Origin of the sequence: Mammaliicoccus sp. P-M58 (assembly GCF_022386165.1) — a bacterium.
Taxonomy (GTDB): domain Bacteria; phylum Bacillota; class Bacilli; order Staphylococcales; family Staphylococcaceae; genus Mammaliicoccus; species Mammaliicoccus sciuri.
In genome coordinates, this window is the sequence record NZ_JAJNJI010000001.1 from 235360 (window position 1) to 260167 (window position 24808).

Here is a 24808-nt window from a genome sequence, read left to right on the forward strand (position 1 = left end):
TTATGCTTCTTCGTTCAATTTCTTAATGATTTCATATGCACCCTGTGCTTTTAGTTCTTCAGAAACTTGTTTACCTATTTCAACAGGGTCAGTCCCTTTTATTGTTGATTCATATCTTTCTTTACCATCTGGAGACATGATTAAACCTGTAAATGAAATTTCATCTTTTTCAAGTGTTGCGTAACCAGCTATTGGCACTTTACAACTACCATCCATTTCATTTAAGAAAGTTCTTTCACATGTTACACATGTTTCTACATTCTCATCATGAACTGATTTAAGAATATCTAATAATTCTTGATCATCACTTCTACATTCGATACCTAGTGCACCTTGGCCTATAGCAGGTACCATTGTATCTTCTTGTAAATATTCAGTAACGATATCATCACTCCAGCCCATACGTTTTAATCCAGCTGCAGCAAGTATAATCGCATCGAAGTCTTCAGTTTCTAATTTATTTAAGCGTGTATCAATATTTCCACGAATCCACTTAATTTCTAAATGAGGATATTTTGCTAATAATTGTGCACCACGTCTTAATGAACTTGTACCAACAATACTACCTGGTTTCAAATCCGCAAGTTTAACATGGTTATTTGCGATATATGCATCAAATGGATTTTCACGTTCTGGAATACATCCTAATGTTAATTCATCAGGCAATTCACTTGGAACATCTTTTAAGGAATGAATAGCAAAGTCAATTTCATGATTGAATAATGCTTGTTGTATTTCCTTAACGAATAATCCTTTACCACCAACTTTAGATAATTGAACATCAACAATCTTATCACCTTTAGTAACAATTTCTTTAATTTCAATATCTAATTCTGGGTATTTTTCTTTTAATTTATCTATAAATTGCTGACTCTGCGTCATAGCTAATTTACTTTTTCTAGAACCTACAATAATTTTACGCATAATTTCCTCCACCATTGTTTAGTTAAACCATTGATGAAATCCTGAAAATTTTGAGACCACCAAATAATTTATCATACACACGAGAAACATCATAATATTTGCTATAACTAACGTTTTTGTGTTGATTGATTTTCTTACTCTTAAAAATAAATAAATACCATAAAGTAGTAAGACTATTAATGAACCGATTACTTTACTATCAATCCAAATTTCACTACCAATTATAATAAGTCCCCATTGAATGCCAAGTATTAAACTAATTAATAAGACTAAAAATCCTACTAATGTAAATCTGAACACATTTTGTTCTAATTGGTCAATACTGCCCATTCTAAAGAACTTTTGATTAAATTTTTTCTCTTTTAAATTTTTTCTTTGTAACAAATACAAAATTGCATGTGATGTACTCAATGCAAAAAGAACATAGCTTAAAATAGCTAAAGAAATATGTATTAAAAGTAATTCATTCATTATATTTGCTGCAGTATTTTCTGTGTCATACTGTTCAGGTCTAAATGTATGAATAACTAGAAATACAAACCCAATCAAATTGATAATAAAGACTGTTAAATCTGTGGATTTAAAATAATTTAAAACTAATGAAACAGTGATAATCATCCATGTATAAAAGTAAAATCCTTCGAAAATCGTTAGTACAGGGAATTGTTTAGTTGTAACAATATACATGCACAAAAAGATTGTTTGAAAAATCCAAACAATCCCTAGCGTATAATACCCAAACTTTCTAACTTTAGAATTCTTTTGAATAAAGTCATAAAAATAGCACCCTAAACAAATCATGTAAATAATTAATACTATTTCATGCAAACGTACAGAAATTACATCTTGCATAGCATCACCATTATTTTGTATTAAGATTCAACTGTTTTAGGAGACAATTGATCTTGTTTTAATTCTTTCTTAGTTTCATTTATTCGCTCAACTTCACTTGAGATATTGAAGATTTCTTGGAATAATTCTAATTTTTCTTTTGATTTTTTGTCCGTTGATAATTCTTTTGCTTGTGTAATCGGATCTTTTAATAGTTGATTGACGATACTTTTCATATGTTTAGAAATAACTTTACGCTCTCTGTCAGTCATATCAGGTAACTTTCTTTCTACACTCATCATAGTATCTTGTTGTATATGTGATGCTTTATCTCTTAATGCCGTAATAATTGGTACAACACCTAGCATATTTACCCATTCTTCATGTTTATCAATTTCTTTAGCAATTAATAATTCAATTTCACGTGCTGCTTGTTCACGTTCTGCTAAATTAGCATCAACCAGTCCGTTTAAATCATCTACATCGTAATTAAACATTAATTCTAAATCATTTACTTCTGGGTCTATATCTCTAGGTACCGCAATATCAATTAATACTAACGGTTTATTTCTTCTAAAACGCTCTACATCACGCATCATATCTTTCGTTAATACATAATGTTCCGCACTTGTTGAACTAATCACAATATCCGCTTCCATTAATGAACATTGTAATTCATTGATACTTTTCGCTACACCTTTATACTGCATCGCAAGTGATTCTGCTTTTGCTACTGTACGATTTAAAACAGTAATGTCATTAACACCACTACCATTTAAATTTGCAACAGCTAACTCAGCCATTTCCCCAGCACCAATGATTAATGCTTTCTTATTATCTAATTTACCTAAAACCTTTTTAGATAATTCGACAGCTGCATAAGATACTGAAACAGCATTTGACGCAATATCAGTCTCATGATGCGCACGCTTAGCTAAAGTAATTGCTTGTTTAAATAGACGGTTAAACATTGTTCCAGTTGTAACCTCTGTTTGAGCAATTTGAAATGCGTCTTTCATTTGACCTAAAATTTGAGTCTCTCCAAGAACCATAGAGTCTAATCCTGAAGTCACTCTAAATAAATGTTCCACTGCATCATTCTCAGTTAAAACATTTGTATATTGTTTAATTGTATCTAATGATTGATCAAACCAATCTGCTAAAAATGACTGAATATAATATTTACCAGTGTGGATTTGATCTACAACAGCATATACTTCAGTTCTATTACAAGTCGATAAGATTACACATTCTAATATAGATTTTTGATTGTTAAGTGTTACAAGCGCATTCTCAATTTCTTGATCATTAAAAGCTAGTTTTTCACGCATTGCAACATCTGCAGTCTTATAGTTTACGCTTACTACAACAACATGCACTTCTAACGCCCCCATTAATTTATGTCCAATGTCTAAATTATAACATTTCTAATCTAGAAATGTGAGTAATTTGTTTAAATAAATTGTGACAATAATGCCCAAATATTGTCTGTCTTATCTTTGTTTAAAGATGAGTAACTAATCAATTTATCTTCAGGATCTAATTCTAAGGTTTGTCTAATGATTTTTAAATGCTTTTGTACTTTACCTTTAGGAATTTTATCCTCTTTTGTTGCGATGACAATAGTTGGTATTTCAAAATGTTTCAGATAGTTATACATCAACACATCATCTTGGGTTGGTTTATGTCTAATATCAACTAATTGAATTACACATCTTAATGCTTCTCTAGTTGTTAAATATTGTTCAATCATTTTACCAAACTGTTCTCTTTGTTTTTTACTAACTTTAGCATATCCATAACCTGGTACATCTACAAAGATAAGTTGCTCATCGATATTAAAGAAATTTAATGTCTGTGTCTTACCTGGTTTCGATGAAGTTCTTGCAACTTTTTTTCTTGAAATTAACGTATTGATAAATGTTGATTTACCAACATTTGAACGTCCGCTAAGTGCTATTTCTGGTAAACCAGTCTCAGGATATTGTTTCGGATCTACTGCACTGATTATAATATCTACATTATTCGGATTAATTTTCATCGTTTTCTCCTACAAGTTTGTTTCTTTTATTATATCTTATCTTACTTATATTTTAAACATAGTAACGATAGCTATATCAAATCACTTTTAAACATTAAACAAGGCTGAGACAGTTAATAACATGTCTCAGCCTTAGTAATCATATATGATTATGCTGATGTTTTTTCATCATTGATTAAATTACCTTCACTATCATATAAGTTTGGTAATTTATGATCTCTAATTGTATCTTCAGTAATAACTACTTTACTTACATCAGAGCTAGATGGAATATCAAACATAATATCGATTAAAGCTTCTTCAATAATTGAACGAAGTCCACGTGCACCTGTTTTACGTTCTATTGCTAATTCACTAATAGCCGTAAGTGCTTGTTCATCAAATTGTAGTTCAACATCATCTAATTCAAGCATCTTAGTATATTGTTTAACTAACGCATTCTTAGGTTGCGTTAAAATATTTTTCAATGCATCAACATCTAATGTTTCAAGGTTAGCTACAATTGGGATTCTACCAATAAATTCTGGAATTAAACCATATGCCTGTAAATCTTCTGGTCTAATTTGTGATAATAATGATTCTTCGTCACTAATTTCATCACCTGAGCTACTAAAGCCGATAACTTTTTCACCAAGTCTACGTTTAATAACTTCATCAATACCATCAAAGGCACCACCAAGGATAAATAGAATATTTGTTGTATCTATTTGAATAAACTCTTGGTTTGGATGCTTTCTTCCACCTTGTGGCGGTACACTTGCTGTCGTACCTTCTAAAATCTTAAGTAACGCTTGTTGTACACCTTCACCAGACACATCACGTGTAATTGACGTGTTCTCTGATTTACGTGCAATCTTATCAATTTCATCCACGTAAATGATACCTTTTTCAGCACTTTCAACATCGAAATCTGCTGCTTGGATTAATCTTAATAATATATTTTCAACGTCTTCACCAACGTAACCTGCTTCAGTTAAACTTGTTGCATCTGCAATTGCAAATGGTACATTTAATGATTTAGCTAACGTTTGTGCAAGCAATGTTTTACCACTACCAGTAGGTCCGATTAATGCAATATTACTTTTCTGTAATTCAACACCATCTTCGCTTTCAGAAGGTTGTTGTACACGTTTATAATGATTATAAACAGCTACAGCTAATGATTTTTTCGCATTTTCTTGACCGATAACATAATCATTTAATTGTTCCATAATTTCTTTAGGTGTAGGAACATCAGTAAACTGTTCTGGTTCTTGTGACTTTAATTCTTCCTCTACAATTTCAGAACATAATTCTATACATTCATTACAAATATATACGCCACTACCAGCAACAAGTTTTTTAACTTGATCCTGTTCTTTACCACAAAAAGAACATTTTAAGTTTTCTTCACCATCATTAAATTTAAACATTTTTACACCCCTATTCTTTTTAGACTATACTAAATGTATTTTACTTTTTCAAATTAAACGGACTAAAAAAGAATAGTAGCAGAAATATTCTGCTACTATAATTACTTTAATACCGAATAATTATTATTCTCCAGCTGATTCAGCTACTAATAAATCGATAACTTTTTGGATTTTAAGGTCATTAACTAAAATATCGTTATTACCTAATGTTGCTTTAATATCTTCAACAGATAATCCAAATTGTTCGCTCATTTTAGCGAATTCAGCTTCAACATCTGCATCAGATACTTCGATATTCTCTGCATCAGCAATAGCTCTTAAAGTCAAATTAGTTTTAACGCGTTTTTCAGCATCTTCTTTCATTTGTGCTTTAAGTTCTTCTTCTGATTGACCTGAGAATTGATAGTATAACTCAAGGTTTAAACCTTGTTGAGAAATACGTTGTTCAAATTCTTGCATCATACGATCTAATTCTGTATTAATCATAGCTTCTGGAATATCAACTTTTGCATTGTCAGTAGCTTTTGTAATAGCTTCTTCTTTTTCAGTTGCTTCTGCTTGATTAACTTTAGCTTCTTCTAAGTCTTTACGTAATTTTTCTTTATATTCATCAACTGTGCTAACTGATTCATCAAGTTCTTGTGCTAACTCGTCATCTAATTCTGGAATTTCTTTAGATTTCACTTCGTTAACTTCACATTTGAAAGTAGCTTCTTTACCAGCTAATTCTTCAGCGTGGTATTCTTCTGGGAATGTGACAACAACATCTTTGCTATCGTTAGCTTTAAGACCGATTAATTGTTCTTCAAATCCAGGAATGAATGATCCAGAACCAATTTCAAGATCATAACCTTCTGCTTGACCACCCTCGAATGCTTCACCATCAACATAACCATCAAAGTTAATGTTAACAACGTCTCCTTCAGCGATTTCGCCTTCTTTAACTGTTAATTCAGCTTGACGGCTTACTGCATCTTCAATTGCTTGATTGAATTCTTCGTCAGTAACTTCACGATCTTGTTTCTCGATTGAAAGACCTTTATAGTCTCCTAATTCAACTTCTGGTTCAACAGTTACAGTTGCTTCAAAGATAAGTTCTTTACCTTTTTCCATTTGTGTAACGTCGATTTCTGGACGATCAACTGGGTTGATTTCTGCCTCTTCTACTGCATTACCATATGCTTCAGGTAAAATGAAATCTAAAGCATCTTGGTATAATGATTCAACACCAAATCTTTGTTCAAATAATGGTCTTGGCATTTTACCTTTACGGAAACCAGGTACATTAATTTGTTTAACAACTTTTTTGAATGCTTTGTCTAATCCTTTATCTACTTCTTCTTTAGGAACCGTAACAGTTAATAAACCTTGGTTACCTTCTTTCTTTTCCCATGTTGCTGTCATGAATAAAAACCTCCGTGATTATCCTAATTTTATAAATTTTCAACTCTTTAATTATAACATAGCTTTCTAATGTTTCAACTATAGTGTTTATATTCATTGTAATTTTTGAATGACTTCAATGAATATGTCCCAATCTTGTTGAGCCACACTTTCGTAGTTAGCGTCTATATTAAAACGTTCTGATAAAAGTTTCAAGTAACATGCAACTAAAACATCATCATTTATATCATTAAGTGTAATTGGATACAAAATAATGGCATGTTGGTTTAATAAACTTTTAGCTAACTCTATAGATGAAGGGCTATCAATTTCAAGCTGATCAATTACTTTAGGAATGATATTTTGTGTAAAATTTGTTCTTTCTATACCAGGTAATTCAGTCGGTATAACAGTAATATTCTCATCTATTTTATTGAATTTAACTTCAGCTGACCATTCACTTAATCTTAAATATTCTAATATTAAACTTTGCACATTAGGATGCAATACTTCATTCTCAATAATTTGAGCTAAAGTTAAATTAAATATACCTAAGTGATGATCAATTAAATCTATAAGTAGATTAATTTGTTCTTCAAATTGTGTTTCTTGAAATGCTCTTAATACCTCTGAAGCTTTCAATTGCCTTTGGTTTAACTTTTCTTTAGCCATATCTTGAATAGGTAGCAATGCCATTCTAGTAGCATGTTCGATATTTTCATCTTTAATTTGATTAATAATTTCAACTACCGTTTGATATTGTTCTAAAAAGTATAAACTTTCTACAAAATATATGACTATTTTATCATAGAATGGATGACCTTGATTGAGCAATATACTTGCTTCTTCTCTCAATTCAAGATAGTAACCGCAAGATTTTAGGACTTCACATTTCTTTATTGATAGGTCATCATCCATCTCAAAATGTTGCTCATACGTCTCAAACAATTCATATGCTTCATCAAATTGTTCATTTCGGATCGCAAGATTAATATTGTTAACCAGTTGTTTTTTTAATTTTGGAAATGGAATAATTTCACTCAAGGTTACTCACCTCTTCTGTATATACCATCTATAATAAGACTACTCCATGTTTCGTAATTCTTATGATTTAACAATTCTGATTGATCAGCCCACTTAATTTTCAACGTGTCTGTTTCGACTGCTTCAACGCTAGATTTATTAACCTTTAATTTAAAAACAACACCAATATGAACTTTTCCTACTTCATCTTGATCATCATTTATAAATCCAATTAACTCCATGTTAGCTACATCTTGTTTATTTAAACCAACTTCTTCTTCCAGTTCTCTTGCAGCATTCTCTCTAATTACCTCTTCAACTGTTACAGCTTCAGGAACATCATTCATATGTCCACCTACGCCAATTGAACTTAAACCGTGTAATCGGCTTTCGCCTCCACCTGTTAGTCTTTCATATACAAGTACTTCGTCGTCCTCATTTTCTAATATGCAATATGAAATGAGTTGTTTATATGAAGGATCTTCTTCCATGTCACCACGACGTTTTGTTTCAAATTGACTAATTGTTTCATAAATATATTTAGTTTCTTCATCTTGAATAGATTTAAACCCATCAAATTGATAAGCTTCGTCTTTAAATATTAATTTACGTGGTACTACTGTTATCATTTCATCAAATTTAGACATAATAAACTCCTTATTCTTATTTCTACACTATTTTAACAAAGCGTATTTGAAGCGTAAAGAAGACGCATCTTCAACTATATTATTTCATAAAAAAAGCCATCAATAAAGTTAATAACTTTATTGACAGCTTATACAACAATGAAATGCAATTATTTAGCTAAAGCGTCTTTAGCTTTAGTAGCTAATTCAGCAAATGCTTTTTCGTCTGAAATAGCGATTTCAGAAAGCATTTTACGGTTAATTTCAATACCAGCTACTTTAAGACCATTCATTAAACGGCTATAGCTAATGTCGTTTTGACGAGCTGCTGCATTAATACGTGCAATCCATAATTTACGGAATTCACGTTTTTTCTGACGACGGTCACGGTAAGCGTAGTTACCAGATTTCATAACTTGTTGCTTAGCAACTTTATATAATGTATGTTTTGAACCAAAGTAACCTTTAGATAATTTTAAAACTTTTTTACGACGAGCTCTCGTCACTGTTCCACCTTTAACACGTGGCATGATAATTCCTCCTTAAAATGGACCATTAGTCCGCTATGTTTATTATTTTACGTACGTTAACATTTGTTTAACTCGTTTAGTATCTGATTTAGAAACTAATGAAGCTTTACGCAATTTACGTTTTGCTTTTGTAGATTTGTTTGCGAATAAGTGTGAAGTGAACGCTCTAGAACGTTTTAATTGACCTGAACCAGTTCTTTTAACACGTTTTGCTGCTCCACGATGAGTTTTCATTTTAGGCATTGAGATTTCCTCCTATAATTTCGGTTTATTTGTCGTTTGAAATTGGCGCTAACATTAAGAACATTGAACGCCCTTCCATTTTAGGTCTTTGTTCAACTGTTGCTATGTCTTTACAAGATTCTGCAAAGCGTTCTAACACACGTTGACCAATTTCTTTATGCGTGATCGCACGACCTCTAAATCTAATAGATACTTTAACTTTATCTTCTTTAGATAAGAATTTTTGAGCATGTTTCAATTTAGTTTCGAAGTCATGTTCTTCGATAGTTGGACTTAATCGAATTTCTTTAACATTGACTACTTTTTGTTTCTTACGCATTTCTTTTTCTTTCTTCTGCTGTTCGAATTTGTATTTACCGTAATCCATAATTCTTGCAACAGGTGGTTTAGCATTAGGCGCTACGATTACAACGTCTAAATCTACTCTTTCAGCCATTTCAAGGGCTTCATATTTAGATTTAACACCAATTTGCTCACCATCTTGGCCAATAAGGCGAAGTTCTTTTGCACGAATTTTGTCATTAACTTGAGTTTGATCTTTAGCTATGGTTGACACCTCCTAGAATTTTACGAAGTCGTCCAAGAAAAAAAGAACGAATGCATAATGCACCCGTTCTCATCCATAAACTTTAAAGGTTTATTATACCTGCTAACTGCTTAACGCGTCACTACAGGTGAGAAGCGGGTATGCTTCTACTTGGTCCGTTTCGTATTCAACAAAACTTATCTTACCAATTATAAACCCTTATGTCAATGTTTATTTAATATTCTTTTCAAATTCTTTCATATCCACATCTTGACTTAAGTCAACTTTATCAAGTGGAATCATTTTAGTTCTGTATTTTAGCTTATGAAAAATATAAAACGCTAAAAATACAGGAATACCCATATAAGTAATAAAGAATCTTCTTGGTTCGAATTCACCAGTTTGGATGAAATCAACATCTTGCCCTACGATTACAATCGCACATAAAGCAAATGCGAACAATGGACCAAATGGGAACCATTTAGCTTTATATTTTAATTTTGTCTTATCATAATCTTGTAGATCAAATGCTCTTCTAAATCTATAATGACTGATTGCAATTCCTAACCAAGCAATAAAGCCTGTCATACCTGAAGCAGCGATAATATATTCGTATGCCCCACCACTTAAATGCTCAATTGCAAATATAAGAACAACAACTACTGCTGTTGCAAATAATGCTGTGTAAGGTACACCTGATTTATTTGTTTTTGAAAATACTGGTGATGCTAATTTATCTTTACTCATTGAAAATAGCATTCTAACTGAAGCATACATACCAGAGTTACCTGCTGATAATACTGAAGTTAAAATGACAGCATTCATAAATGAAGCTGCAAATGCTAAACCAGCATTCTCAAATACAAGAGTAAATGGTGATTTCGCAATTTCGTCTCCACCCATTAAGTTTGGATTTGTATAAGGAATAATCATACCAATTACAAAGATTGCTAAAATATAAAATAATAAAATTCTCCAGAATACTTGTTTAATCGCTTTAGGTACTGCTCTTTCAGGATTTTCAGATTCTCCAGCTGTGATACCAATCAACTCGGTACCTTGGAATGAGAATCCTGCAACTAAGAATACACCTAATACAAGTAAGAAAGTATTAACATTCGAGTCACCTAAGAACGGTGCGTCACCTGCTACAAAGTTATCGAAACCTAAGTATTCACCACCTAGTAAGCCGAATATCGTTAATAAACCTACACCAATGAAAATAATAACTGTCGCTACTTTAATAAATGCAAACCAGTATTCACTTTCCCCGTATACTCTAACTGAAAGTGCATTAAGGCCAAATATAATAACCATAAAAATGACACTCCATAACCATGATGGAACGATTTCTAGTGGTTCCCAATAACTCACAACTTGAGATGCAATTGTGATGTCAGCTGCAACTGTGATAACCCAGTTAAACCAATAGTTCCACCCTAAAGCAAATCCTAGTGATGGATCGACAAATCGTGTTGCGTAAGTACTAAAAGAACCAGAGACTGGTAAATAAGTTGCCATTTCTCCTAATGATGTCATAAGGAAGAAGACCATCAAGCCAACTATTGCATATGCTAGTAATGCACCACCCGGTCCAGCATCTCTAATTGCTCCGCCAGAAGTCATAAATAAACCTGTACCAATACAACCACCGATGGCTATCATAGAGATATGTCTATCTTTGAGTTTCCTTTGAATATTGTTCGTTGATTTTTCTTGATTCATTGCTATTTCCTTTCTCCATTCCACAATCGAGCCACTAAAAAAGTCGCATATCTCAAGAGATATGCGACCGATATATGAACATTCCATACAAATTGGTAGCACATCACTTAGTGTGACAGTCCAGTATCTATTAAACACTGACCCAACAAATCATATTATGGATATGATTTGTTTCGGCGATGCACCCTTTCATTATTTCAACATACGCGCCATTTCGCTTCTGAATAATTACTCTTGAGCATCGCAACCTCTAACTCATTACTGAGGAATATTTAATTAAATTTCACTATTAAAACTATACCCGATGATTCCAGAAATTTCAATAGGCTATTACTTTTTTAGTCGAATTTCATCCACAATATTCCAGATAAACTCGTCTTTTTCAACTGTTTTTGAATCTTTTGATCCGTATTGACGTACATTTACTTCTTGGTTTTCAACTTCTTTATCACCAACAACGATTTGGTACGGTATTTTTTGCATTTGAGCTTCACGAATTTTATATCCCATTTTCTCGTTACGGTCGTCAATATGAACACGTACACCTTGAGATTTCAATTCATCATTTAATGCTCTAGCATAATCGTAATGTAAGTCAACATTTACAGGTATAATTTCCACTTGTCTTGGTGCTAACCAAAGTGGGAATGCACCTTTAGTTTCTTCTATTAAGAATGCAGTAAATCTTTCCATTGTAGAAATAACGCCCCTATGAATAACAACTGGACGATGTTCTTCACCATCATTACCAATGTAAGTTAAATCAAATTTTTGTGGTAATAAGAAGTCTAATTGTGCAGTAGATAAAGTTTCTTCTTTACCCATTGCTGTTTTAACTTGAACGTCTAATTTAGGACCATAGAATGCCGCTTCACCGATTGCTTCTTCATATGGTAATGCCATTTCATCGATTACTTCTTTAAGAACTGCTTGCGCTTCATTCCACATTTCGTCATCATCGAAGTATTTTTCTTTATCTTCAGGATCACGATAACTTAATCTGAATGTATAGTCCTCGAATCCGAAATCTTTATACACATCAAGAATCATATTAACAACGCGTTTAAATTCTTCTTTAATTTGGTCTGGACGAACAAAGATATGTGCGTCATTTAAAGTCATACCTCTTACACGTTGTAATCCAGATACTGCACCACTTGCTTCATATCTATGCATCATACCTAATTCTGCTATACGAATTGGTAACTCTCTATATGAATGACGACTATTTTTATAAATCATCATGTGATGTGGACAGTTCATAGGTCTAAGCACAAGTTCTTCATTGCCTAAATCCATTGTAGGGAACATATCTTCGTGATAGTGATCCCAATGTCCAGATTTCTTATAGAATTCTACATTAGCCATAATTGGAGTATAAACGTGGTCATAACCCATAGCGACTTCTTTATCTACAATATAACGTTCTAATTCACGTCTAATAGTTGCGCCATTTGGTAACCATAAAGGTAAGCCAGCACCTACATCTTGATTAGTTGTAAATAATTCTAATTCTCTACCGATTTTACGGTGATCACGTTCTTTTCTTTCTTCTAATACTTTCAAATATGCTTTTAAGTCTTTTTTATCAAAGAATGCTGTTCCATAAATACGTTGCAACATCTTATTGTTTGAGTCACCTCTCCAATAAGCACCCGCAGTAGATAATAATTTGAATTCTTTAATTTTTGAAGTTGAAGGCACATGTACACCGCGACATAAATCTGTAAATTCACCTTGAGAATAAAGTGTTACATTTTCATCTTCAGGAATAGCATCAATTAATTCTAATTTATATTCATCATTTTTAAAGAATGCTTTCGCTTCATCTCGACTTACAACTCTACGTTCAATTTTAAAGTTTTCATTCACAATTTGTTTCATTTCTTTTTCGATTGTTTCAAAGTCGTCACTAGAAATTTTATGTTCTGTATCTACATCGTAGTAGAACCCACCTTCGATTACAGGACCTACGCCAAACTTCACATCACCATATAATCTTTGTAAAGCTTGCGCCATTAAATGTGCAGTTGAATGTCTTAACACTTCCAAAGCTTCATCGCTTCCAGGTGTAACAATTTCAACTTCCCCATCATTTTCTAAAGGTCTTGTTAAATCTACTAATTGTCCATTAAATTTACCTGCTACAGCTTTCTTTCTTAAACCTGGGCTAATAGATTGAGCGATTTCTTCAGTAGTTGTGCCTTGTTCAAACCCTTTCACATTACCATCCGGAAACTTAATATTTATCTCACTCATAACGACTTCCTCCTCTTTTTTATTAAAGAACACAAAAAAGAGACCTCATCCAAAGGGACGAAATCTCTCGCGGTACCACCCTCATTAACGCACTTAACGTATAAGTACGATAACTCTACATAAGATAACGGTCTTGAGCCGAATGTGGATTAACACATCATGTATTGAGGGAGTAACTATTTATATTGCATTATCTCAATTTCAGCTAAATGAGACTCTCTGTGAATGCTTTATAGACGTCATGTCCTCTAAATTTGTATATTCATTTACGATAATTCAATTATACAACTCTACTGTAAAATATCAAGCTAAAATTAAGCGCGATAGTTTTTACCATCTAATTCATATGGTTCAGAGATTGTTTTAATGCGTTCCATAATTCGACTAGCTTTTGTAATCTCTGCACCTTGTCGTGTTTTGCTCAAATGGAATTCTAATTCATCAAAGTTAAAATTCGAACTAAAGAATGTCGGTAATTTATGGACCATTCTATAATGCAATAATGGCCCCAATATTTCATCACGAACCCATGGCGTCAGTTCTTCTGCACCGATATCATCTAGCATCAACACTTTAGCTTCACGTGCCGCTTCAAATCGACTACTGAATGATCCATCATTAAATCCATTTTTAAGTACTCTAATAAATTCAGGCAAATATATAATTGTAGAAGGTTGCTTTTTAACCTTTAACTGATTCGAAATTGCACCTAATATATACGATTTACCCGTTCCGAATGGACCATGTATATATAGCCCTTTAACTTCTTCACCTGCTACAATTTTATTACAAATATCCATAGCTTTCTTAATAATTTGCATACGAGACTCATTTTCGATGTATATATCTTTAATTGTCGCTTTCAACGTTTCTTCAGGCATTTGGAATGATGTCACTAAACTTGATTCAAACCTTTGTTCATCGTATTCGATTTTGTTCGGACAAGGTAAGTATCTCGTTTTGATATGGTCATTCTCAATGTATAGTTCAGGTACATGACCTTTCACAAAGTTGATACAAGTGCCATAACTACCACATTTCTCACAACATTTCGATTGATCTTTATATGCTTGTAATTGATCTAAATCTCTATCAATCATTTCGTTCGTTAATTCAGATTGATGTTCTTCTAAAAATGCCTTTACCTCTTTATGAGACAATGTATCTTTTTTAATTTTTTCTAATCGTTTTTGAAAATCTTTATTTTGTTTCAAATGTTGTCCAAGTGGTTCCATTATTGATCACCTTCTTTCCAAAAAGCTTCCATTTCTTTTTGAAGCGCTTGCTTTCTTTTTTTAAACGCAGCATCAGATTCATGATCATTTTGTTTCTCTTCTTTAGTTGAATCAGAAGATTTTTGTTTTAATAACCATTCTGGTGTCTTTTCAATTGATTTTAATTTATAAGGGTTATTTGCATTATTTTTACGTTCTTTTTTCTTCTCAGCTTTTTGTTTATCAAGATTTTTAACATAATGATAGGCTTCTTCAGCTGAAGCTAATTTAAGTTTCTTCCAATTCGAAGCAATTTCTTCAATATATGCTTTCGGTAATTGCATATTATTTTTAAACATTACATACTCTAACAAGATGTTAATAACACCGTATGGTAATTTTTCGCGTGTAATAATATCTTCAACAGTTCTCTTTTGTGCAATTGTTGGTTCAGATTGCGTAAATGATGATAATACGTCTATTGGACTTGTCGTATCCAACAATTCAAACCAAGACAATAAAGAGTTCACTTCACTGTTTTCAGAATGCGTATTTGCTTTAGGTTTTTCATTTTTTAGATCTAATGTTGGCAGTTCACCTTCATGCTCTATTTGATAGATTGTACGTGCATGTTTTCTTAAATCTTGAAGTGAAATCGTTTGGTTTTCTGTAATAGATTTTAAGATAATAGACTTCATTTCAACCGGTGTAATACCATATAACGTAGCAATTTGTATAATGACTTCTTTCGTCTGTTTATTTAAAATTTCTTTAGAAATCAAATGATTACTCAACAATAATTCTAACATTTCAAAATCAAATTGAACGTCTGACAAATCGAGGCCTTTACTTTTATATTCGGGACGAATATTGATATCATCTTGTTGTTCAACATTCGTCAACTTTGGCACTTTAAAGACATCAGTAAAGCTCTTTGTCACGTCATGAAAACCTTCTGTTGTCACACTGTCATCTTTATATCTATTTTTTAATCTAATATATCTTGACTTCCCAATTTGTTGATATAAAAATACAGATAATAAAGGATCATTAAAGAATTGCTCTGCTGTCGCAGGTTGCTCTAATTGATAAATAAATGATTGAGCTTCTTGATTTGTCTTAAAGTATGTTTTTAATAAACCGATACCTTCTAACAAGTCTAAAGCATCTCTAAAGCTAGATAAATTTATTCTTAAATCATTCATAATTGTATAATGATTATACGCTTCTGTTTCATGATGATAATTAAACTGCGATAAATATAAATAAACACCAATTGCATCAGTTCCAATTAATGGCGTATATAAACTAACTAATATATCTTGATGTACATGTGTATAATTATAATTCGATTTAACATAGAAGCCATCACTTGGCTTGATACCACTAAAATATTCCGCCATTAATACTCACCTTACTTTCGGTCTTTCAATATGCCTTGCATAGACTTTAATAATTGATCGACATCTTTAAATTCTCTATATACTGATGCAAATCTTACATAAGATACTTGATCGACATCCATTAAATGTTCCATAACTTTTTCACCGATATCATTTGAAGATACTTCTGTGTTACCTTCAGATCTTAATTCTTTTTCAACTTGATTTGTGATTTCTTCTAATTTTTGATAAGCAACCGGTCTTTTTTCACAAGAACGTACTAAACCGTTTAATATTTTATCTCTATTAAATGTTTGTCTTGCCCTGTCTTTTTTTACGACGATTAAAGGCGTGAGCTCTACCCTTTCAAAAGTTGTGAAACGAAATCCACATGATTCACATTCTCTTCGTCTTCTAATTGCTACTAAATCATCCGCGTGTCTAGAGTCTACAACTTTGGAATTTTCATATTTACAGTTTGGACATCTCATTCGTTTCACCCCTTATATACTTATTACATAGGTTGATTATACAGTAGTTTGTTATTTTTTTAAACGCTCACTACTTTTCAAAATGCACTTATAGATACTTAACAGTAATATTTTTCAATAAAAAACGTAATGCGGTATTTAATTTACCACATTACGTTTTAATTGTAACTTATATCACTTATGAAATTTTTTGTTCTCTCACTTCTGAAAGTATTTGAGCAATTTGTTCTGCTAGTTCAACAACTCTCATTGAGTAGCCCCATTCATTATCATACCAAGCGAGTACTTTCACTTTATTATCTGCAATGACCATTGTAGATTGTTCATCAACGATTGCTGAATGTGGATTCGTTTTGAAATCAATTGAAACAAGTGGCTCATCATTAATATCCATAATTCCTTTTAATGGTCCATTACTAGCTTGACGTAATGCTTCATTCACTTCTTCAACTGTTACATTTTGTTTTAAATCGACAACTAAATCTACAAGTGAAACATTAGAAGTTGGAACTCTTAATGCCATTCCATGCATTTTCCCTTCTAATTCAGGTAATACAAGTGACAATGCTTTTGCTGCACCTGTTGAAGTTGGAATGATACTATCCGTACAAGAACGTGCTCTTCTCAAATCTTTATGAGGATTGTCTAAGTTCTTTTGGTCATTTGTAAATGCATGTACAGTTGTCATTAATCCATTTTCGATTCCAAATGTATCATTTAAAACTTTGGCTACCGGGCTTAAACAATTCGTTGTACATGAAGCATTTGAAACAATATCATAATCATTTAAATCAAGTGCATCATCATTTACACCTCTAACAATTGTTTGAACATGGCCACCTTTAGATGGTCCTGTTAAAATAACTTTTTTAGCGCCAGCGTCAATATGTGCAATAGCTTTATCTCCATGATTAAATTTACCAGTTGCTTCTATAACAATATCAATTCCTAAAGTTCCCCACGGTAATAATTTAGGATCTCTTTCAGATACAAGTAAAATTTTATGACCATCAATGATGATACCATCTTCAACTGCTTTAATTTCTCCATCTAATTTGCCATGTGTAGAATCATACTTAATTAAATGAGCAATTGTTTCTGGTGGATATGAAGCATTAATAGCCACAATATTTAAATCATTTGATTTAAGTGCACCTCTTAAGACCATTCTTCCAATTCTTCCTAAACCATTAATTGCGATATTTTTCTTCATAGTCGAGAACCCCTTTTAATGTGATATACTATTTATTGCAATTAGTATATCACATTAAAAGTTTGTTGAAAACGTTTTCTATTATCTTTTTCTAAAATAAATTAAAAAAATGGATGAATAACAAATGCTATTCATCCACCTTCATTTCAAGCTTATTTATTTTTAAAGATTTAACGCCTTACTTTTAAGTAAATCATCAATATTGTGATGTAAGTCCTCTAAAGTTCCGTTGTTATCAATTATACAATCTGCTAAATCTTTCTTTTCATCTATAGGTATTTGCGATTGTATTCTTGCTTCCGCTTCTTCATCACTTAACTGATTACGTTCTTTAAGGCGTTGTATTTGAGTTTCTTGATTTGTATAAACTAACCAAGTTTCATCGACTGTATTTTGCAGTTTGTTCTCAAACAATAACGGAATATCCATTATGACATTTTTACCATGACTTAATGCTTCTTCTTTTTCTTCATCCATAATTGTTCTTACTATCGGGTGAATAATATTGTTTAGTTTTTCTCGCATTGTTTGATCGTTAAATACAATAGATCCAACATATTGTCTATTCATTTCACCATCTACAATCGCTTCTTCTCCAAATACTTCTTTAACTTGTTGTAGACCAACGCTTCCTTTTTCGACTGCTTTTCGACTGGCTATATCGGCATCTACTATACAAAATCCTTTATCTTGTAAAATACGAGATACTGTAGACTTGCCGGTAGCAATACCTCCAGTTAAACCTATTACTTTCGCCATTTTTACACCTACTTTTGACAATTTGGACAATAGTGCGTGTTTCTTGTGGCAATGACTTTTTGTAACACTTGCCCACCACATTGACCACACACTTTTTTACCATATATTCTATGTTTTTCTTGCATTGTCCCTTTTTCACCATCTGCATTGTAATAATCAGATATACTTGAACCACCGTTATCGATACCCTCTTGTAACACGTTTACCACTTCATCAAAGACCGCTTTACGTTCTTTTGAAGTTAACTCTTTCACTGGTCTCATCGGAAGAACACCTGCTCTTAACAAAGCTTCACAAGCATAAATGTTACCGCAACCTGAAATAACTGTATGGTCCAATATCGCGACTTTAATTGGTTTATTTATAAATTTATTCGACATTACTTTATTTAAGTAATGTTGGTAAGCTTCTTCAACAAACGGTTCTGGTGCAATCTTTAAGACTGAAGGATATTCACTTAAATCTTCCAATGCTCTTAATTCACCGAACCTTCTAATATCTGTGTAAATAAGCTGTAATCCGTTATCTAATTCAAATATGACGTGCCAATGCTTCCTATGGTTATCAACTTCAATATGACTTAATTCTGGAACTGTAAAGAATGCCCCCGTCATACCAAAGTGACACATAATAACATTGCTATTTTCACCGTTATCAATTTCCATAAAAATATATTTACTTCTACGATAGACACTCATAATCTTGTAATGTTCAGTACGTTCTTTGAATACAGCTAATGAACTACCTTTTATAATTGTTTCTTTACCTGTCGATTTGCCCAATTCAACTTTTTCTGAAAAAGTTACATTTTGTATTGTGGCACCGACAATTTTAGGTTCTATCACTTTTTTAACACTTTCTACTTCTGGTAACTCAGGCATATATAATCTTCTTTCCTATTATTATTTAGCATCATACCAAGTTTGTCCTGAACTAGATTCTACACTTAATGGTACAGATAACTCGAGTGCATTATCCATGATGTCTTCTACAAACGGCTGGAATGCTTCTAATTCTTCTTCTGGAACTTCAAATATTAATTCATCGTGTACTTGTAATAATAATTTAGCTTTAAAATCTTTATCTTTCATCTTATTTGCAAATTGTACCATTGCTAATTTAATAATATCCGCTGCACTACCTTGAATTGGCGTATTCATAGCTGTTCTCTCAGCAAAACTTCTTAAATTAAAGTTACGATTTGTGATGTCTGGTGTATATCTTCTTCTGTGAAGTAGCGTTTCTACATAACCTTTTTGTTTAGCATCTTGTACGATTGTATCCATGTATTCTTTTACTTTAGGGAAACTATCTAAGTAATCATCAATAAATTGCTTCGCCGCTTTTCTTGTAATACCTAAACTTTGACTTAAACCATAGTCACTAATACCATACACAATACCAAAGTTAACTGCTTTTGCTTGTCTTCTCATATTTGAAGTTACTTCATCTTTACTTACATTGAACACACGCATTGCAGTTGTCGTATGGATATCTTCATTAGCAGTAAAGGCCTCTTTCATATGTTCGTCGCCTGTAATATCTGCTAATACACGTAATTCAATTTGAGAATAGTCAGCAGCAAATATAACGTGATTCTCTTTACTTGGTCTAAAAGCTTTTCTAATTTTTCTACCTTCTTCTAATCTTATCGGTATATTTTGTAAATTAGGATCTACAGAACTTAAACGACCCGTTTGAGCTAATGTTTGATTAAATCTCGTATGAATCTTACCTTCAGACGTAATCATTTTTTGCAATCCTTCAATATAAGTTGACTGAAGTTTAGCTAGTTGTCTATAGACTAATATATCTTCAATAATTGGGTGTTCATTACGTAATTGTTCTAATACATCAACCGCAGTTGAATAACCAGTCTTTGTCTTTTTAATAATTGGCAGTTTTAAATCTTCAAATAATACGACACCTAACTGCTTTGGCGAATTAATATTGAATTCCGAACCAGCATGTTGATGAATTTGTTCAATCAATTTATCGATACGTATTTTCAAGTCTTCTTGCATTTCAACTAAAGTATCTTTATCAACCGTTATGCCGATATATTCCATTTCAGCTAATACATGTGCTAAAGGTAATTCTAGGTCATCGTGTAGACTTAATTGATCTTTTTCATCTAGTAATTGAATCATTTGATCTTTAGTTTCATAAACTGCCATTACCTTTTTAGCGATACTTTCAAAAAGCATATCTTGTTCAGGAACGTGCAACTTTTTACCTTTGCCATATATACTTTCATCATTCGGTACATAATAAATGCCAAATTCTGATACAACTGAATAAACATCATCAATCGTTCTAGAAGGATCTAAAATGTAGCTTGCTAACATTGTATCGAACTGAATACCATTAATTTCGACACCTAACCTTTTACATAATATAATCGTCTTTTTAGCGTCATATGTTGCAAACATAACTTGATCATTTTCAAGCCATTGTTGTAATTTTTTATGTTCTTTTAAAACATCAGGTGAAACAACATAATTTTCGTCATTTGCATGAATAGCAAATCCAAGTATATCTGCTTTTAAATAGTTAGCTTCGTTCGTTTCAAAATGAATTGCCGCTTCATTCACACTATCAAAATCAAAGTCATCAATATCAGTTGAGTATTCAATCACACGGTCATCTGTTGCATCGGCACTTGCATCCATTTGATCAAGCAATTGTTTGAATTCTAATGTCTTAAATAACTTTATTTTCTCGTCATTACTTTGATCTGTAAGTTTCAAGTCATCAATTGTGACTTCAATAGGAGACTCACGATTAATCGTAGCTAGCTCTTTACTTAACTTAGCATTGTCTTCGTTATCTATTAATTTTTCTTTCATTTTTGATTTCTTTAACTCATCAATGTTTTCATATACACCTTCTACAGTTTCAAACTGTTTCAGTAATTTAATCGCTGTCTTTTCACCAATTCCAGGCACACCTGGAATATTATCTGATTTATCACCCATCAAACCTTTCATATCAATAATTTGGTTAGGTACTAAACCATCATATTTTTCAGCGATAAATTCAGGCGTATAATGATCAATATCTGTTACACCTTTTTTAGTATAATAAATCGTTACATTTTCACTTGCTAACTGAGTTAAATCTCGGTCACCCGTAATGATGATTGTCTTAATATTTTTCTCATCTGCTTCACGAGATAATGTCCCGATAATATCATCCGCTTCATAATTTTCTAATTCATAATGTTTAATATGATAACTTTCCACAAGTTGACGGATATATGGTAATTGGCTTCTTAATTCATCCGGCGTCTTCTCACGACCACCTTTATATTCACTGTACATATTATTTCTGAAAGTTGTTTTTCCAGCATCAAAAGCAACCATAAAATGAGTTGGCTCTTCTTCTTTGATTATTTTATCTAAAATCATTGTAAAACCATATATAGCATTCGTATAAACGCCAGCTTTATTTGTTAATAAAGGCAAAGCAAAAAATGCCCTAAATGATAAACTATTACCATCAATCAGTACCAATTTTTTCACGATAAGATACCTCCATCTTTATATTGATTATATTTTATCATATCTCACTATATAATAAGATTGTTTCGCATAAATAAAACGTTATCATAGTGTAATGATATAAATAGTTAAACCGATATTTAATTTTTTACAAAAAAAAAGCGAAATACACAATGTATTTCGCATAATCATCAAAATGAAGGGGTCTATGTTTATTCTATCTCGTCATGATTAATTCAATATGAATAAATTGTAAAGATTATATGAAGATTACTTATTAAAGAGTTTTACAATAAAGTTAGATCCATTTCCAACTTCTGATTCTACTTTGATTTGTCCATTATGTGCTTCTACAATATGTTTAGTAATGGATAAACCAAGTCCTGTTCCTCCTGAATCTCTACTACGCGCTTTATCAACACGATAAAATCTTTCAAAAATTCGTTTTTGTTCATCTTTAGATATACCTATACCATTATCTTTCACAGAAATGATTTGACCATCATCTACTTCTTTAATCGTTATAATAACTTCACTAGATTTCGGTGAATAACTAATGGCGTTCGTTAATAAATTAATCAATACTTGTGTTAATTTATCTTTATCTCCGTATCCATATACTTCTTTATCGATATGATTTGTAATGTGAATGTCTTTTTTAGAAGCAACATTTGATACTGTGTTAATCGAATGTTCGCCAATTTCTGTTAATGATATTTGTTCTTTCGGTATCTCGCTATTTTGTTCGATTTTTGATAACTCGAGTAAATCTTGAACAAGTGATTGAATTCGATTAGATTCTTCTAACATGATATTTAGGAACATATCTAACGATTCAGGATTATTTTTTGCACCATCTAATAATGTTTCTGCAAATCCTTTTATCGATGTGATAGGTGTTCTTAATTCATGAGATACATTTGCCACAAAATCTTTTCTCATATGTTCTAATTTCTTCAACTTCGTTATATCATGCATAACGACAACTAAACCTAATAGATTTCGTTTTTTTCGAGATAATACTGGAATTGCAGATACTTCAAAAAACTTATTATGAACATCATTGATATACATTTCAATTTGTTCAAACATAGGTTTTTCTAATTTTAAAGCTTCGTTCATCATCTGTATGATCTCAACATTAGGCATTACTTCTTTAAATAACTGCCCTTCAGCATGACTATTTCTGTCAAACAAATCATGATACGTCTTATTCGCTATTACAATAACACCTTCTCTATCTAACATTAATATTGCACTTGGAATATTTTCTAAAGTCGTTTCCAATCGATTACGTTGCAATTTCTGTTCATTATTTAAATTATCTAATGTTCTAGCAAGTTCATTCGTATTAACAAAAAGTTCTTTCGTTTCTTTCACATTACTTTCTGGCACTCTAACACGATATTTTCCAGAAGCCAATAATTTAGTAGCATATGTCACTTCTTTAATAGGATGTATATAAGAAGTATTAATATATCGAACGACAAAATAGATTAAAGGTAATGTAAAACATAAGACTAATAATAAATATTTCCAAATATCTTTTTGAATAATCGCTATCGTATCTGTATGTTTAGCAATGACAACTGTATAATCACCATATGTTCTTGCATACATCACTTCAGATTCTGACTTATCTACTGCAAAATATTCATCAAAGGCCTTTGCATTAGATATAGCTTGCTTTTTATTTTGATTAAATATATTTGTATCTTTTTCACCTGAACGATATAACACACGTCCATCTTTTTGCAGTAAAATATCTTGATCAAACACACTCAAAATATCTTTAATATTTTCTGGATTATTTTTTGCAATATCGTATACTTTTTTGGATTCAGTCTTTAATAATTTTTGCTGTTGTTTAGAAATTAAATCGTAACTAGAATTATGAAGGAAAAACCCTAATATAAGAAAACTTACAACAGTAACCGTTGTAAGTATAATTAGTAATTTATTATAGAACTTAATCATTATTCTTTGGTCTTTCTAACTTATAGCCTAAACCTCTCACCGTTTTAATGAATTGAGGTTGCTTAGGGTTTTCTTCAAGTTTATCCCTCAAATGACTAATGTGTACGTCTACTATTCTAGAGTCTCCAGCAAATTCATAATTCCAAACAGAATTCAACATATGTTCTCTAGTTATCACACGACCTTGTCTTTCAATAAGGTAAAGTAAAAGTTCGAATTCTTTTGGTGTCAATTCTAATAATTCATCATTTCTATACACTTCAAAGAAGTCAGGTCTAATTCTAATTGCACCTAAAATAATATCTTCATCTTCTTCTAAGTTTTTATTTTCAACTTGCCCAACACGTCTTAATATAGCTTTAACACGTGCTACAACTTCACGAGGTGAAAATGGTTTAGTCATATAATCATCTGCACCTAATTCTAGACCTAACACTCTATCAAATTCATCGTCTTTAGCTGTAAGCATAAGAATCGGAACTTGATTTTTATCTGATCGAATCGTTTTACAAACTTCAATTCCATCTTTCTCAGGTAACATGACATCTAATACTACTAAATCAGGTTTCTCTTCATTTACTTTCTCTAACGCTTGAACTCCATCATAAGCTACAATTACTTGGTAACCAGCTTGTTCTATATTATATTTAAGCAATGTAACGATAGATTGCTCATCGTCTACTACCAATACTTTTTGTGACATTCAAGGTCCTCCTTAAGCGATTTAATATAATTATAACTTAAAT

The 24808-nt window shown here is 31.8% G+C and carries 22 protein-coding genes, 1 riboswitch and 1 other annotated feature; all 22 genes read right to left on the reverse strand.

Translation table 11 applies throughout. The features are described from left to right. The gene (gene hemC / locus LQ694_RS01195) at positions 1-924 is read right to left on the reverse strand and encodes a hydroxymethylbilane synthase (protein ID WP_058611688.1); all 924 of its coding nucleotides are present in this window, start codon (positions 922-924) and stop codon (positions 1-3) included. Positions 925-942: 18 nt separating this feature from the next. Further along, positions 943-1776: a cytochrome C assembly family protein gene (locus tag LQ694_RS01200; protein WP_048539625.1), complete on the reverse strand. Its 834-nt coding sequence runs from the start codon at positions 1774-1776 to the stop codon at positions 943-945. Between the two features lie 20 nt (positions 1777-1796). Further along, entirely contained in the window at positions 1797-3134 is a 1338-nt protein-coding gene (gene hemA / locus LQ694_RS01205) for a glutamyl-tRNA reductase (protein WP_048539624.1), read from the reverse strand. A gap of 74 nt (positions 3135-3208) precedes the next feature. After that, complete coding sequence (gene yihA / locus LQ694_RS01210) at positions 3209-3796, reverse strand: ribosome biogenesis GTP-binding protein YihA/YsxC (RefSeq protein WP_025904289.1); 588 nt, start codon at positions 3794-3796, stop codon at positions 3209-3211. Positions 3797-3945: 149 nt separating this feature from the next. Beyond that, complete coding sequence (gene clpX, locus LQ694_RS01215) at positions 3946-5208, reverse strand: ATP-dependent Clp protease ATP-binding subunit ClpX (protein WP_025904290.1); 1263 nt, start codon at positions 5206-5208, stop codon at positions 3946-3948. A gap of 123 nt (positions 5209-5331) precedes the next feature. Further along, positions 5332-6612 (reverse strand): trigger factor, encoded by a 1281-nt coding sequence (gene tig / locus LQ694_RS01220; RefSeq protein ID WP_025904291.1) that lies wholly within the window; start codon positions 6610-6612, stop codon positions 5332-5334. A gap of 93 nt (positions 6613-6705) precedes the next feature. Continuing rightward, a complete protein-coding gene (locus LQ694_RS01225; RefSeq protein ID WP_196968315.1) occupies positions 6706-7635 on the reverse strand; it encodes a hypothetical protein in 930 nt (309 codons plus the stop codon). A 2-nt stretch (positions 7636-7637) separates the two neighbouring features. Next, positions 7638-8261 (reverse strand): NUDIX domain-containing protein, encoded by a 624-nt coding sequence (locus LQ694_RS01230; RefSeq protein WP_058611691.1) that lies wholly within the window; start codon positions 8259-8261, stop codon positions 7638-7640. A 149-nt stretch (positions 8262-8410) separates the two neighbouring features. Beyond that, positions 8411-8770, reverse strand: coding sequence for a 50S ribosomal protein L20 (gene rplT, locus LQ694_RS01235; protein WP_025904294.1), 360 nt, complete (start codon positions 8768-8770; stop codon positions 8411-8413). A 42-nt stretch (positions 8771-8812) separates the two neighbouring features. Beyond that, positions 8813-9013: a 50S ribosomal protein L35 gene (gene rpmI / locus LQ694_RS01240; protein ID WP_016910907.1), complete on the reverse strand. Its 201-nt coding sequence runs from the start codon at positions 9011-9013 to the stop codon at positions 8813-8815. A 25-nt stretch (positions 9014-9038) separates the two neighbouring features. Next, complete coding sequence (gene infC / locus LQ694_RS01245) at positions 9039-9569, reverse strand: translation initiation factor IF-3 (protein ID WP_025904295.1); 531 nt, start codon at positions 9567-9569, stop codon at positions 9039-9041. 23 nt (positions 9570-9592) lie between these two features. Continuing rightward, positions 9593-9718: a sequence feature (ribosomal protein L20 leader region), on the reverse strand. A gap of 52 nt (positions 9719-9770) precedes the next feature. After that, positions 9771-11264 (reverse strand): amino acid permease, encoded by a 1494-nt coding sequence (locus LQ694_RS01250; RefSeq protein WP_058611692.1) that lies wholly within the window; start codon positions 11262-11264, stop codon positions 9771-9773. An 88-nt stretch (positions 11265-11352) separates the two neighbouring features. Next, a riboswitch (Lysine riboswitch) is annotated at positions 11353-11525 on the reverse strand. 69 nt (positions 11526-11594) lie between these two features. Next, complete coding sequence (thrS, locus tag LQ694_RS01255; RefSeq protein WP_218697416.1) at positions 11595-13523, reverse strand: threonine--tRNA ligase; 1929 nt, start codon at positions 13521-13523, stop codon at positions 11595-11597. A 314-nt stretch (positions 13524-13837) separates the two neighbouring features. Next, positions 13838-14758, reverse strand: a complete 921-nt coding sequence (dnaI, locus tag LQ694_RS01260) for a primosomal protein DnaI (protein ID WP_048539618.1) — start codon at positions 14756-14758, stop codon at positions 13838-13840. Further along, complete coding sequence (locus tag LQ694_RS01265) at positions 14758-16140, reverse strand: replicative helicase loading/DNA remodeling protein DnaB (RefSeq protein ID WP_196968316.1); 1383 nt, start codon at positions 16138-16140, stop codon at positions 14758-14760. Before LQ694_RS01265 ends, dnaI begins: the two co-directional genes overlap by 1 nt. Before the next feature lie 11 nt (positions 16141-16151). Beyond that, positions 16152-16610 carry a transcriptional regulator NrdR gene (gene nrdR / locus LQ694_RS01270; protein ID WP_239771788.1) on the reverse strand — a complete coding sequence of 153 codons (459 nt, stop codon included), beginning with the start codon at positions 16608-16610 and terminating at the stop codon, positions 16152-16154. A 178-nt stretch (positions 16611-16788) separates the two neighbouring features. Beyond that, entirely contained in the window at positions 16789-17823 is a 1035-nt protein-coding gene (locus LQ694_RS01275; RefSeq protein ID WP_096791832.1) for a glyceraldehyde-3-phosphate dehydrogenase, read from the reverse strand. Positions 17824-17985: 162 nt separating this feature from the next. Next, complete coding sequence (gene coaE, locus LQ694_RS01280) at positions 17986-18582, reverse strand: dephospho-CoA kinase (protein WP_096791831.1); 597 nt, start codon at positions 18580-18582, stop codon at positions 17986-17988. A gap of 8 nt (positions 18583-18590) precedes the next feature. Further along, on the reverse strand, positions 18591-19463 hold the full coding sequence (mutM, locus tag LQ694_RS01285; RefSeq protein WP_096791830.1) for a bifunctional DNA-formamidopyrimidine glycosylase/DNA-(apurinic or apyrimidinic site) lyase: 873 nt from the start codon (positions 19461-19463) through the stop codon (positions 18591-18593). Between the two features lie 21 nt (positions 19464-19484). After that, complete coding sequence (polA, locus tag LQ694_RS01290) at positions 19485-22106, reverse strand: DNA polymerase I (RefSeq protein ID WP_239771789.1); 2622 nt, start codon at positions 22104-22106, stop codon at positions 19485-19487. A gap of 249 nt (positions 22107-22355) precedes the next feature. Continuing rightward, positions 22356-24062 carry a two-component system histidine kinase PnpS gene (gene pnpS, locus LQ694_RS01295; RefSeq protein ID WP_218697414.1) on the reverse strand — a complete coding sequence of 569 codons (1707 nt, stop codon included), beginning with the start codon at positions 24060-24062 and terminating at the stop codon, positions 22356-22358. Beyond that, on the reverse strand, positions 24055-24765 hold the full coding sequence (locus tag LQ694_RS01300; protein ID WP_048539611.1) for a response regulator transcription factor: 711 nt from the start codon (positions 24763-24765) through the stop codon (positions 24055-24057). Before LQ694_RS01300 ends, pnpS begins: the two co-directional genes overlap by 8 nt. Between the last annotated feature and the right edge of the window lie 43 nt (positions 24766-24808).

Coding starts and splice junctions, on each gene's coding strand:
- yihA (WP_025904289.1), bottom strand. CDS start 3,796: ATGAAAATTAATCCGAATAATGTAGATATTATAATCAGTGCAGTAGAT.
- coaE (WP_096791831.1), bottom strand. CDS start 18,582: ATGGCGAAAGTAATAGGTTTAACTGGAGGTATTGCTACCGGCAAGTCT.
- thrS (WP_218697416.1), bottom strand. CDS start 13,523: ATGAGTGAGATAAATATTAAGTTTCCGGATGGTAATGTGAAAGGGTTT.
- LQ694_RS01275 (WP_096791832.1), bottom strand. CDS start 17,823: ATGAAGAAAAATATCGCAATTAATGGTTTAGGAAGAATTGGAAGAATG.
- LQ694_RS01300 (WP_048539611.1), bottom strand. CDS start 24,765: ATGTCACAAAAAGTATTGGTAGTAGACGATGAGCAATCTATCGTTACA.
- LQ694_RS01200 (WP_048539625.1), bottom strand. CDS start 1,776: ATGCAAGATGTAATTTCTGTACGTTTGCATGAAATAGTATTAATTATT.
- rpmI (WP_016910907.1), bottom strand. CDS start 9,013: ATGCCTAAAATGAAAACTCATCGTGGAGCAGCAAAACGTGTTAAAAGA.
- LQ694_RS01230 (WP_058611691.1), bottom strand. CDS start 8,261: ATGTCTAAATTTGATGAAATGATAACAGTAGTACCACGTAAATTAATA.
- pnpS (WP_218697414.1), bottom strand. CDS start 24,062: ATGATTAAGTTCTATAATAAATTACTAATTATACTTACAACGGTTACT.
- clpX (WP_025904290.1), bottom strand. CDS start 5,208: ATGTTTAAATTTAATGATGGTGAAGAAAACTTAAAATGTTCTTTTTGT.
- rplT (WP_025904294.1), bottom strand. CDS start 8,770: ATGCCACGTGTTAAAGGTGGAACAGTGACGAGAGCTCGTCGTAAAAAA.
- dnaI (WP_048539618.1), bottom strand. CDS start 14,758: ATGGAACCACTTGGACAACATTTGAAACAAAATAAAGATTTTCAAAAA.
- LQ694_RS01265 (WP_196968316.1), bottom strand. CDS start 16,140: ATGGCGGAATATTTTAGTGGTATCAAGCCAAGTGATGGCTTCTATGTT.
- nrdR (WP_239771788.1), bottom strand. CDS start 16,610: ATGAGATGTCCAAACTGTAAATATGAAAATTCCAAAGTTGTAGACTCT.
- tig (WP_025904291.1), bottom strand. CDS start 6,612: ATGACAGCAACATGGGAAAAGAAAGAAGGTAACCAAGGTTTATTAACT.
- LQ694_RS01250 (WP_058611692.1), bottom strand. CDS start 11,264: ATGAATCAAGAAAAATCAACGAACAATATTCAAAGGAAACTCAAAGAT.
- mutM (WP_096791830.1), bottom strand. CDS start 19,463: ATGCCTGAGTTACCAGAAGTAGAAAGTGTTAAAAAAGTGATAGAACCT.
- hemC (WP_058611688.1), bottom strand. CDS start 924: ATGCGTAAAATTATTGTAGGTTCTAGAAAAAGTAAATTAGCTATGACG.